Source organism: Pseudoalteromonas luteoviolacea (genome assembly GCF_001696455.1).
In the GTDB taxonomy this organism is placed as follows: domain Bacteria; phylum Pseudomonadota; class Gammaproteobacteria; order Enterobacterales; family Alteromonadaceae; genus Pseudoalteromonas; species Pseudoalteromonas luteoviolacea_C.
On the sequence record NZ_MAUJ01000006.1, the window covers coordinates 135,462 to 148,163 of the forward strand.

Sequence of the window (12,702 nt, forward strand, 5' to 3'; positions counted from 1 at the left end):
TCACTAACTCTCGAATCAAGTTAATGAACGTTTGCCAATGTTCTAATCATTATAGAAGTGTGTATAGCCCAAGCTTAGGCTCTTCTGCTTGGCTTCTTTAAACTCATTAATGGTCAAGCAGGGCGTTATCTGATACAAATCATACCAAAATCGGTATTTTTCAAAAATGTAATCATCACATAGAAATATGGATTGACCGCCCAAAAATGCGAGCTCAATATTCATAAAAGAAAAGTTGGAAACAAAAATAGCATTTTTATTTGATAAGTGAGCGTGAGCGTCTTCTTCAAACTTAACGTTGTCGCTTATCATAGACTCATAGTGGGCTTTAGAGTCTCTAGGGTGGACTTTAATGTACAGCTTGAAATTGGAATCGATAAGCTGCTTGAGCTGTCCCATTTGAGCTAAATGTGCTTTTTCGTCATTGTGATATTGATGGGCCCCTGTTAAGAAAACTATTACATCATCTCCCGAATATGGAGAAAGCGTAAGGCCGCTTTTTAAATCTAATAAGTTATAGGGTTCACACGGTATGTAACTAGCCTTATTTCCGAACCTGGCTTCTAATTGATTCACAACAGCCTTATTGGGACAAATAAAATAATGTGCATAGAACTGTGATAGAGGTCTTAATAGACTAAATCTAGTTGCGAGTGAATGACACACGTTATGCTTCAAGCTGTCAACAAAAGTGACGGGGCAGCGGAAGTAAGAAAGAATAATAACACTTTTAAGCAACGCAACTAATCGCTGCTTTATTGACGATATCCCCGTCAGTAATACAACTCGCTGAGGCTGCTGTGCGATTGCCCTCATTAAGTAGCCTAACTTACCTGACACACGCTGTAGGGTTGCTGTTTGCGGTAAATTAGCCGCCGTTTCAGCCTCTCCAGACGTGAGATAAGCATCATCCCAAAAGAGCACAAACTCATGTATCTTGTTTGCATTCAAAAACAACAAAATATCATTCAGTTCTTGCAAGTTACACGGGTAAACAACAAGAGTCCTATCTTCTAAACAAGTTTTAAACTGGTTTAACTTTATGTCTTTCATTTACTGCCTTCTTATAAAAAACAAACCTCAGTGTATTTAGCAAACACATTGAAACACATGTAGCAAGTGCACCACCAACTGGCCCCAAGATAGAGATCATGAATATGCTCAACAGGAGGTTTAGTAAAAAGCCTCCAATTTCTAATATTGTATTGTACTTTTGATGATTTAAGAAAAATAACGCATGGGAATATATGCTAAACGCCATCATGAACAGCTGAGCAAAACACAGTAGCATGACATATGGTTTGGCAGCTATAAAATCTTGCCCCCAAATAGGCAATATGAAATCTATCGTAAAATAAAGTATAACATACTGGCCTAAGCCTAAAACAATCATAAAACATGTCAGCTTACTAAGTAGTGAATTAAGCTCAGTCAAGCGAACTTGGTTGACATACTCCGCAATTTTATTTGGAAATACTAAAGCTAGGATGGAATAAACGACCCCAAAGAGTTGCGCAACCCTCGCTGCGACACCATATTGACCAATTATATCGTCAGGTTGATTAAGAAATTTAAGCACAATAACATCAACTTGCGAATGAAAGTAAAGCGCTATATTTACCAAAGCCAATGGAGTCAAACGTGAGATATTCGCTTTTATTCTGTGAGTCGCCTTGGGCAGCGATATCGTTGTGCCATCAAATCGCGAAAACATCTGAAAATAAATCAGGATGGATATTAAGGTAGACATCAAATGGGCCAGCAGCGCATGCAATACCGTCGGCTCATCTAGCATCAAAAAGCCTCCCAAAAACATAACACTTCGAGCTAAAGTGGGAATAAGCTCGTAAGAATTTTGAGCAGCTTTAAATTTCCCTTGAACCTTGAGGATAGTAAAAATGGAGTGCTGAAAAGCAAATGTTGTTGACAGTAAAATAATAAATATAGCATCAACAGCTGACAGAAATGAAAGTGCGACTAACGCGAGTAACAACATTGAAATCAATACTGAAGCTATGACTTTGCTCACATTATAGGTAGCCATAGACACAGTGTAAGCCTTACTTTCTTTAACCTTTATCAGTCTCTTAAAGTAATAAGAATGTCCACCCCAATCAATAAATAGCATCAGTAGCATAGATGTGGCGATGATGAAGAAGTAATGCCCAATTCCTTCTGCGTCAATGCCATTTGCTAGAATTATAGTATTAACAAAGCCTAATACTAAAACCAGAAATTTTCCGCTAAATAACTTTACAAAAAGACTCGTTACTTTATTACTTACGCCTATCAACTTTACATGCCTTCTTTATCGTTATAAATAGGAGTAATAACCCCCCGAGTATTATTAATTGATAGTACAGAGCGGGAATGACACTCGACAAAGTATTTCTAGGTAACATCATAAGCTTAAATGACACGGCAATAAGCATAGCTCGACCAAAAGTACTTTTATATGACTTATTTTCAAACAATACAAAAGCACTGGTAAATAAAAAGTTGAGCGTAAAGAAAACCAGTACGTTACCGCGAGACATATAATATAAGTCTGCCATTATTGTCCAACCTAGCCCCATCCCTTGTGCATAAAGCTCTTTCTCGTAATGGTGTGAAATAAAATGAGAAAAGGAAAGTTCATATATCATTTTAGGGTCAAATATCGATACAAAGTGACCAAGTGAAGGTATAAAACTAGCAAATATTGGCAGCACAGGATAATCTTGAATTTCAATTGCTAGATGAAAGATCATCAAGCTTACGCCCTGCATGTAGAAAAACTGTGCCAGAATAAAACCAATACTAAGTTCCATACCGGCTATAGATTCACCAGCTCTACTTACCAAGATGAATTGAGCGAGGTAAATAACACCAATAAATAGCATTGAATATAAAAGCAACTTTTTTAAACTGACTCCTGTAAATCGCAACCTAGAGTAGTTTGATGCCAATATTATCATTAGCAGTGTCGTGACTATAAAAGATCTAGCGCCCAAGAATAGAAAGCCAAATGATACAAAAAGCATAAATAAAACAATGACTAATTTAAATGCACTTTTCTGTGGGGCTATAAGACCAAAGGCCAAAGCCAGCATCATCTGTCCATACACAACATAATTTGCAGAATACCCACCCGAATTTTGACTTTCATAAAGGGAAAGGTAGTTACCACTCAAAAATACAGCTCTATTAGAAAAGAAGTAAAACCCTATAATAAGCACTGCGAAAGTAAACAGCAGCTGAGCACATTTGTGATATTCAAAATTTAAGTGTCGTTCAGGCAGAACTGTTTGTTGAACTTTGCTATAGCAAATCATCCAAGCAAAATGAGCTGATGAAACAAATAGAAACAGATAGTTATAAAGGTTTATAACCTCTTCATAACTCGCCTTTGTAAAAACCATATAAGTGGTTACAAAAACATTTCTATCGAGAAATAATGACGCTAAAAACCTCCCCCCTAAAAAGGCAGAGACACTCACCATATACAAGGAGTATAAACTAATGAGATTTTTTGCTCTGATAAGGTAACTGACAAATACAATGACAAAAAGTACACCTACACTTAACCCCATTGTTAACCTGCCAACAGTCTCCCCCAAAGAGATAAAGTGATGAGAGGTAATGAAAAGCAGGATTAGTTTTAAGGTAACTATGATATTAAAAGAGCTTTTTGACATTTTTTGCCACGAAGTATTTAACATTCACCATCAAGTTTTTTATATTCTTCTTCGTTAACTCAAAAAAGAATTTTTTATGCTCTGAGTTCAAGTAATAAGCGCATAGCTTTTGAGAGGACCATAAGTGTATTGAGCCAAATCTTTTGGCATCCTCTAGATCATAGCCTGAAATAAAATCGGTGCCCGTTGCACTTGATATTCTATAGTTCGAGACTGTGTCAATGTTATACACATACCCTTTATCATGTGGATATATTACTTTGGGTTCTTTAAGTAGATTTACGATACCGTATATAACTCTGTTCTCTGCAAAGTATCTTCTACAGTCATCATTTAAGGCATCGAATAATGCCGGTTCGTTCTGGATCCGCTCGCGAATAGTCCTAACAAGATCAGGGGAAATCAAGTACAAGTTTCCATATATGTACTCTGATTCCCCTTTATAAGCGACGTGATTGCCAACAAATGACGCTGACTCGTTTCTGATACGTTGTTCAAAACTATCAGAACACAACAAGGTATCTGAATCAATTTTGACTATGTAGTCAAAAGTTTGGAGCTTACTTACTTTAAAAAAGCTTTCTATTTGTGCAATAAACGCATCTTTACCATTCCCATTAGCTGGAGAGTGCCCTAAGGGGTGTTTAAACACAGTTAAACAAATTTCATCTAACCAATCTTTCTGTGAAGAAGTAAAGGGTGAATCAGGATCTTCCACAACCGCAACTTCAGCATTTGGGCAAAACTTATGCACGCTCTCTATACTGGCTTTCAAGAGAGGAAAATCTTTTTTGTAGCTAAAGTAAGTGAAGCAATACCTTTTCACGTTTAGCCCCTATCAATGAACATTTTTTGTTTAGGTAGCTTCCAAAGGCTATTTGAGTTCAGTGCATCAATGAATTTTTCATCACTTTTGCCCTCACCAAACTCACGTGTTGCGTCACATTTCATTGACTCGACTTTCTTAAATGCGTCCAAAATATCGCTTTTCACAGGCTCAACATTAACTATTGATTTAGCACTTGAACGATTTTTTTGGCGACTACCAATATCAATCGAAGGAAGGCCATAAAAAGGCGCCTCTCTAACTCCTGCACTAGAATTGCCAATCATACAGTCAGCATTTTTCAACAGTGTTAAGAAGTACTCAAATCGTACGCTAGGAAACACCGCAAACTGTGCATTATTCTCAAATTTAGAAAATGCACTTAAAATCATTTCATTACCATGATCATTATTTGGATAAATAACAACAAAATTCCTGCCACTTTCGATGGCCGCATCAGCCAAAGCCTCAGCCTGCTGAGTCAATGAGTCTAATTCCGTGGTAACTGGATGAAATAGCAAGATAGAGTAATTATCAAAAGGCAATTCATAGTGCTCTTTGACAAGTTGAATATCAGGTAATGTAGCTGAGTTCATTATATCAAGATCTGGTGATCCAATCACAAAGATCGAGTCTTCACATTCACCAAGTTGAAGCAGTCTCTGTCTTGCATCATCATTACACACGAAGTGAATATGAGCCATTTTTGACACAGAATGCCTGATTAGCTCATCAATAGTACCTGAGACTTCTCCCCCTTCAATATGCGCAACCAATATGTTGTTTAACGCTCCTACCAGCGCACCAGCTAAAGCCTCAACACGGTCACCATGCACCACTATCAAATCAGGCTTTATTCCTTTAACATAGTCTGAAAGGCCGGCCGTAGTTTTTGATAACACAATATCCATTGTGTCATGGGGGTTCTGGTTTATGAACTTATAAATTGAAGACTCAACAGACTTCTCCACTTCCAGAACTGTAGAACCATACTTTTCAATCATGTGCATGCCTGTAACAAACACATATGCTTCATGCTGAGAGCTTTCAACCTTTTTGATCAGACTTTTTAATTTACCAAAGTCTGCTCTTGTACCAGTAAGAAAAAGGATTTTTTTCATCGTTACTTTTCTATATGTGAACTTGCAAGCATCGTATCCGATGCAATATCTACTTTTGCTACCTTTCCTAAAAGAGCCTCATAATCTTCAGCTAAGAACTCTCCGGTACCAGGGCGTTTAACCCATAGGTTATCTTTAGTTAGCAATTCACCTTGTTTGATTTCTTGAGTTGTAACAACACTCGCATAGGCAAAGTCTATTGTAACTTGCTCTTCTTCTACAGCACCCTTAGAGCCACCGCGCATCGCCTTAACACGCTTTGACTGCTCGATTAAGTCCGCACACTCTTTTATATCCATAGAGCATTCAATATCTGGTCCAGGACGAGATTTACAATCAGTGAAATGTCTTTCCAATACAGAAGCGCCAACAGCGACAGCACTCAAACATGCTAAGTTATCTACACTGTGATCTGAAAGGCCTACTACGGCATTTGGAAACGCCTCTTGAAGTTCTGTTATCCCACCTAGTCTAATTAGGTGATCTGGAGTTGGATAAACATTAGTACAGTGCAACAAACAATATGGTGTATTGTATTTTTCGAAGATTTCCACTGACTTCTTAATTGAAGGGATATCATTCATACCAGTGCTTAAAATAACTGGCTTGCCAAAACTAGCAACTAAATCAACCAAAGGATAATTGTTACACTCACCCGAGCCTATTTTATAAGCAGACACGCCCATTCGCTCTAATCTAAACGCCGCAGCTCGAGAAAAAGGAGTACTAATAAATATTGCACCTTTAGATTCCACATACTCCTTCAGCTTTGTTTCATCTTCTTCATTTAAAGCGCACCTTTCCATAATTTCATATATAGAAACATCGGCATTTCCAGGGATGACTTTCTTAGCCTCGCCACACATTTCATCTTCCACGACGTGCGTTTGATGCTTAATAATTTCAGCACCCGCTTCAATTGCCGCATCAACCATCTCAAATGCTACCTTAAGGGAGCCTTCGTGATTTATACCAATTTCAGCAATTACTAAAGGATCGTGCTCTATGCCTACAAGACGGTTTTCAATTTTAAATTCAGGATTCATGGCTAGTACTCAAAATACTTTCTGCTACTAGAAAGTCATTAATATCATCAATGTCTGTAGAGGATTGCTCTGACATTACATACGGAAAAACCGATTCTCTTGGAATCAGATTGTGTTCTAAATAAGCCCCAACGTTAAACCAGTAAATTGCTCCATTAGGTTGAACGGTAGTAGGTAAGTCCTGCCGCCTAGTGTAAGGCGCTGATGGTGAAAGTACACCAACAATACTGCCGTCATCTAGTACTTTATAAGCTTTACCTGGCGGGTGCTTTGGCTCAAATACACTGATAACGCATTTTGCATTGTGGCGTTCGTATATTTGAAATGATTCGTCAATATGCTCGTTACTTCTGCATGGTGAAGTTGGTTGCAGTAAACATATATTATATGACGGCTTATCCTCTAAGCCTAAAAATTTGATAGCATGTGTCAATACATCTTCACTCGAACTATCATCTTGAGCTAGGCTCATAGGACGAGGTATTACTTCAGCCCCAAACGTCTTACTGATTGAGGCTATTTCAGTATCCTCGGTAGATACATACACCTTGTCAATACTTGCTGAGCGTTTAGCTGCTTCTATAGTCCAACCAATTAAAGGCTTGCCCGCCAGTGAAAGGACATTTTTCCTTTTGAGGCCCTTCGAGCCACCACGGGCGGTGATAATCGCGTAGTTAGACATATTACTTCCTAAAAAGAGTACGATATACAACAGCTAATGCCGTTGAGGGCAAAATACGATTCAAAGAACGCAAAAAGAAGTTTATCTCTGAAAACAGCGGCTTATACAAGTCATTTTCTTTTAACTTTTTGTATAATTCCTTTTCACTACCGATGTAAGAGACCCCTCTTCTTCTAGATAGCATCCCATTACCCACTCGAGCATGTACCAAAACTTGGTCAATATTAGCCAGTTTCATTCCACGGCCCAACATCCGAATCCACAAGTAATAGTCTTCCATAAAATGTAAGTGACGATAACCGCCAACCTTCAATACATCACTCTTTCTGAATACTACCGCCATGTGGTTCAAAGGGTTTCTGATTCTAACTATCCGCCTAATATCTTCAGGCTCTGTAGGTAGTGTTCTTTTTTGATTTAGATCACCAACAGAAACTTCAAACTCTTCAATAGAGCCGCTACTCGCACTTATATCAGGGTTTTTCTGCATGAAGTTTAACTGAGTTTCAAAACGGCTCTCTAAATTGATATCATCAGTGTCCGCGCGCATTACTAGCTCATGCGAGCAATGCTTGAGCCCTTCATTTAGTGCTTTACCAAGCCCAGAGTTCACCTCTAACTTAATTTGCTTTAAAGGAAGTTGCGCTTCAAATTCTGCTATGCAGCTATACAATTGCTCCGTGAGTGCCCCATCGTGTACAAGCACTACTTCAGATGCTGGCACTGTCTGAGTCACTAAACTTCGCAACGCTTCCCTCAAACTATCCGCAGACTCTTTATGGTAAACAGACATCAAAACTGAAAAAGGTACCATAGCGTTAGCGCCCCATCCCAAACAATACAACTTTTATCGTTTTAAGAATTATTTTTAAGTCTGTTAAGGTGCTGTGGTGTTTAATATAGTGAATATCGAATTTGTGTTTCCAAATTGCATCTTTAATCGAGTCGCCATATGGATAACTAACTTGTGCTAAACCTGTCACGCCAGGTTTTACTGCATGTCTAAAGCGATAATATGGAATCTCTTTTTCCAGCTTATCAATAAACACTTCTCGCTCAGGTCTAGGACCGACCATAGACATTTCGCCATAAAGAATGTTTAAAAGCTGGGGGATTTCATCTATACGTGTTTTCCTGATGAACTTACCGACAATCGTTACTCTTGAGTCATTCTTTTTAGCCCACTGTGCACCATCACGCTCTGCATCTTGATACATAGAACGAAACTTGATGATGTAGAACTCCTCGTTGTGCTGCCCTGTTCTGAGTTGCTTGTAAAAAACAGGACCTTTGCTTTCTAATTTTATGAAAAGTGCAGTCAGCAAGGATATTGGCAATGTTAACAAACCAATAATCAGGGCAGAAAAGATATCAATAATGCGCTTCGCTACCTGAGTTCGCTTGTTCGATAAGATTGAAAATGCTTTTTGATGCAAAAAATATGAACTATGAAGTAACGAAACTTCCGTATAGCCATAACGAGCATCCAAGTAGGTTACCAGTGGCTCAACCCAAGCCCCCATTTCTGTCGCACGAATTAGAAAGTGACGCTTATCATTTGGCAGCTGGGCGCTTTCATAGTGACAGATAACTTGGTTAGACAAGTTGGTTTCACTGTAATCGTTAATAATAAACTCAAAGTCAAACTGTTCAGCTAGGTTTTGCATAGCCTCAACATGTTGCTCTGGACAAAAAAGATATATTTTCCTGACTTGTAAGGAGCGCTTTCTGGAGCGTAACTTGCTTCGTCCACTCTTTGCAGGCTTCCCAAAGTTGGAAATGTAAGTTTGATTTTCGCTTTTGTGTAACATAAACGCTCTACTAAACTGTTCTACGAAATGTAAAATTAATTAAAATGGCAGTTATTGATAAGAATGCCCCCAGAAAAGCCCCAAATACGCAAATTAAAGCCCTAGATGGCTTTAACTTCTTTTCTGGCACTACCGCAGGATCTATTACTTTAAATACATATTCCGGTTGAACTTCAGCAAGCATCACATTTTGTTCTTGTTCTTCGAGCAAGCTGTATATTATAGCTTCCATTTGAACCAATTCGTTTGTTTCAAGCTTTTCTGTCAAATATTCGATGTTACGCTTAGCTTCAACAATATCCCTTTCTCGCATTTTTCTATTGATCTCTGTGACAAGAAGATCGACCCATTGCTTAGCAATTACAGGTGAAACATGTTCTATGCTAACAACGATGGTATTAGAATCTAAAGCTCTCTCTACATTAAAAATATCCATAAACTCTTTATGCGCTTCAACATATGAAGGAATGGTTTTCTTTGGTAATGAAACTTCCCTAACCCATTTGTTTTCACTTTTTAAATAAAGATCTTCGTCGAATGTGATTTCATTGCTGTTAATATGCCATTTTTCAGCGGCCATCACTAAAGGTAGGATGTCATACTTTTCAATGAAGTAAGAAATAAACTGCCTTGATTTCATTACTTCAATGGCAAGATCTGATTTGAATGAATCACTGCCGCCAAGACTAATTCCAGCCAATGCAGCAACGCCACCAAACTGTGATGCGAGACCTTGTAAAGACGATGACGTGTTACTCTCAGCAGGTACAACAATGGCTTCAGCTTTGTATATGTTCGATAGAGATAGCGCATATAAAACAAATATGACAGAACTGACGAATACAGAAGCTATTATATAGATTTTTTTTGCCCATAATTCTTTTACGAGCAAAGTCAAATCAACTTCATCTTGATATTTAATGTCTTCCACTTTCATACCTTATAAATTCGCAATTGCTGCAACACCAACACCAAGCTGGTAGAAAATTTGTGTAGCTGTGCTCCAGAGGGTTAGGTTGTCCATGTGAGAAGCATCCATAGGCACGACAATAGTATCGCCAGCTTCCAATTTAATATGATTATTCACCGCAAACCAACTTGTTTCACGAGGTATAAATACAGCGCCATTTGCTTTTATTACATACACTTTCGCTTCATCGGCTCGGTCTTTCATACCGCCACTTAAAACGATATATTCCTCTATAGAAACTCCCTCTTTAAATAAGTGAGAAGAGCTGTAGTTGACTTCACCAATAATCGAGATAGAGTCCTGCTTGCCGGGGATATATAGCGTATCACCGTCCTGCAACCTCAAAATATCTTTACGCGAGATAATTCCCGGCAAATCTATTACCAAACGTCCTAACGCTTTCACACTTGCGAGGTCTTTTAATAATTTATCGGTTTCTTCGTACGACAAAGAGGTATTAGAACCAATGGATTTTTGAAAGCTCTTCGACGCAATATCTTTACGTAATTCTTCTGATAATTTACGCAATTGCTTTTGCTCTTGCTGCTTTATCGCCTCGCGAGTAAAAATTGCGGCTTTTGGCTCTGCAAACTGTGTAATACCACCTGCTCTCATCAAGACCTGATCCAAAGTGTCGCCGCGCTTGATAGTATAGGTTCCAGGAAACTTGACTTCCCCTTGAAGAGTAACTTTATAGTTATCTTGCCAATTAGGTTGTATTAGAACATTCAATGTATCCCTACTTTGCAAAATAAGCGGATCACTATTTGAGGTACTATTGATGTCGTTTATTCTAATGTGGCGAACTGCGCCGCCATCGAGCAATCGGGTCACCTCTGCATACTTCACAAACGCAGATTCCAATAATCCCCCTGCTGCAACGATGGCACTTTGAGCAGTTGTATTGATTGCTAATGGGTAAACACCTGGGAAGCGAACTTGTCCATCAATCTCAAATACAGCTTTTGTATTACCTGCTGTGGATTGAAAATCGAGCCTTTCAATAATAGGGGCCAATAATGTCTTACGGCCAAATATCGTCTGTGTTTTCTTTTCAGCACTTTTGGTCAACACTTTTTTATTAAACTGCTCTCGCTCGTATAAGTGCCACAGTTTAACTTTTTCCTGTAACTCTTGTTCCTCGATTGTTAGGGCTGAATTTTTAAGTGCTTCCAATTCCTTTTCTTGTTCATTAAAGCGGCTAAAAATATACACTTCGTCATTTTTTTGCAGCGATACTGACGCTCCATACAGTGCATCGATAACGGAGAACTGGATAACTTCAATACGGCCTGTATCACTGGTTTCTCTTACAACAATTGCGTATCCTAAGTCAGCCTGGGGAAGTAAATCACTTTTTACATTTCGCACAAGCTTGTCAAAGGTTAGATCTTGTCTCCACTCGTAGTAACCAGGTCGAGCAACTGCACCGATAAGCGTTATAGAATCAACAACCTCACTGTTGACACCTTTAACTTTGAGCACATCCCCACCTTGCGGGACATAAGCAATATTACTTTGGCTAAAGTCAACTGAAACCACTGAGTGCTTAGCATTGTCTACTACTCTTTTAACTTCAACTTGCTCTAGAAACGCGGTCTCTTTGAAATTCCCAAACATTGTTACAAGCGACTCAGCGGTTTCGCCTTCACGTAACTCAAAAATACCCGGCCTTTTCACCAAACCACTCACTGTAACTTGAGGGCCTACAGAAGGAATAAATACCACATCGCCTGATTGTAGAGTGATATCACCAGTGCTATCACCTCTTAGCAATAACTCATACAAGTCCAGCGTTGAAATCACCTTGCCTTTTCTTTTGACTGTGATATTTCGCAGTGAGGCGATTTCCGATAGGCCTCCACTTGCAAATAATGCATGTGTTACAGTAGACAATGGAGATAGGGCATAACTGCCTGGCTTATACGCTTCACCTACAATTAAAACGCGAAGGCTTCTTAACTCAGCAATTGAGACAAATGCTTTAAGGCCTATAGCCTCGGTGCTCACTTTATTTTGGATTAAGTCTTTTAGCTCTTTATATGTTAAACCCGCAACGTGAGTTGGTGAAAAATTAGGAATCCTTAATCGACCTTCACGATCAACGCTAACCTCATGATTCGCTGTTTCTTTACCATAAAGGCTGATTGAAATTTTATCACCACTCGCAATGACATAATCGTTAGGTACGGCAATTTGCTCACTGGGTACAAAGCTGGTCGGCTCCCCCGCAAATAACTCGTAGCCAAACGGCTTTAATTCTTCTGTAACTGGTTTAAGCGGTTCCGTGAGATTGATATTAGCAGCTGTGTTCGCTCTTTGTTGAACACTGCTTACAGGTACATTTGTTGTAGCAGCCCCTGGTGCGCTTGGCATAATAGCTGAAAGATCAACACCATATTGCTTAGCCAATGCCTCTTGCTGTGCCTTAGGTAATTTTTTGAACTGCTCAATTTGCTCTGGCGTTGGTGAAAATGCGCTCACAAAGGCGCTAAACCCCAATAAAATTATTGCTAAAACACGCGTAAAAGACATCTAATCAGTATCCTGCTTTGCCAATATCCAAAAA

At 38.9% G+C, this 12,702-nt stretch carries 11 protein-coding genes; all 11 read right to left on the minus strand.

What is annotated here, in order from left to right; translation table 11 throughout:
• Positions 1-42 precede the first annotated feature (42 nt).
• From A7985_RS17310 to A7985_RS17360, 11 genes are read right to left on the minus strand one after another with little or no spacing between them, the layout of a single operon-like run.
• On the minus strand, positions 43-1,053 hold the full coding sequence (locus A7985_RS17310) for a hypothetical protein (RefSeq protein ID WP_065791673.1): 1,011 nt from the start codon (positions 1,051-1,053) through the stop codon (positions 43-45).
• Complete coding sequence (locus A7985_RS17315) at positions 1,025-2,293, minus strand: oligosaccharide flippase family protein (protein ID WP_065791674.1); 1,269 nt, start codon at positions 2,291-2,293, stop codon at positions 1,025-1,027. The genes A7985_RS17310 and A7985_RS17315 overlap by 29 nt, the downstream gene beginning before the upstream one ends.
• The gene (gene wzy / locus A7985_RS17320; RefSeq protein WP_065791675.1) at positions 2,277-3,677 is read right to left on the minus strand and encodes an O-antigen polysaccharide polymerase Wzy; all 1,401 of its coding nucleotides are present in this window, start codon (positions 3,675-3,677) and stop codon (positions 2,277-2,279) included. The genes A7985_RS17315 and wzy overlap by 17 nt, the downstream gene beginning before the upstream one ends.
• Positions 3,658-4,503 (minus strand): hypothetical protein, encoded by an 846-nt coding sequence (locus tag A7985_RS17325; RefSeq protein ID WP_065791676.1) that lies wholly within the window; start codon positions 4,501-4,503, stop codon positions 3,658-3,660. Before A7985_RS17325 ends, wzy begins: the two co-directional genes overlap by 20 nt.
• A gap of 2 nt (positions 4,504-4,505) precedes the next feature.
• Positions 4,506-5,624, minus strand: a complete 1,119-nt coding sequence (gene neuC / locus A7985_RS17330) for a UDP-N-acetylglucosamine 2-epimerase (RefSeq protein WP_065791677.1) — start codon at positions 5,622-5,624, stop codon at positions 4,506-4,508.
• A 2-nt stretch (positions 5,625-5,626) separates the two neighbouring features.
• Entirely contained in the window at positions 5,627-6,670 is a 1,044-nt protein-coding gene (locus A7985_RS17335; RefSeq protein ID WP_065791678.1) for an N-acetylneuraminate synthase family protein, read from the minus strand.
• A complete protein-coding gene (locus A7985_RS17340; RefSeq protein WP_065791679.1) occupies positions 6,660-7,352 on the minus strand; it encodes an acylneuraminate cytidylyltransferase family protein in 693 nt (230 codons plus the stop codon). The genes A7985_RS17335 and A7985_RS17340 overlap by 11 nt, the downstream gene beginning before the upstream one ends.
• 1 nt (position 7,353) lies before the next feature.
• The gene (locus A7985_RS17345; RefSeq protein WP_065791680.1) at positions 7,354-8,166 is read right to left on the minus strand and encodes a glycosyltransferase; all 813 of its coding nucleotides are present in this window, start codon (positions 8,164-8,166) and stop codon (positions 7,354-7,356) included.
• Positions 8,167-8,170: 4 nt separating this feature from the next.
• Positions 8,171-9,163 carry an exopolysaccharide biosynthesis polyprenyl glycosylphosphotransferase gene (locus tag A7985_RS17350; protein WP_065791681.1) on the minus strand — a complete coding sequence of 331 codons (993 nt, stop codon included), beginning with the start codon at positions 9,161-9,163 and terminating at the stop codon, positions 8,171-8,173.
• A gap of 10 nt (positions 9,164-9,173) precedes the next feature.
• On the minus strand, positions 9,174-10,094 hold the full coding sequence (locus A7985_RS17355) for a Wzz/FepE/Etk N-terminal domain-containing protein (protein WP_176716764.1): 921 nt from the start codon (positions 10,092-10,094) through the stop codon (positions 9,174-9,176).
• Positions 10,095-10,103: 9 nt separating this feature from the next.
• Positions 10,104-12,668 (minus strand): SLBB domain-containing protein, encoded by a 2,565-nt coding sequence (locus tag A7985_RS17360; protein WP_065791683.1) that lies wholly within the window; start codon positions 12,666-12,668, stop codon positions 10,104-10,106.
• Between the last annotated feature and the right edge of the window lie 34 nt (positions 12,669-12,702).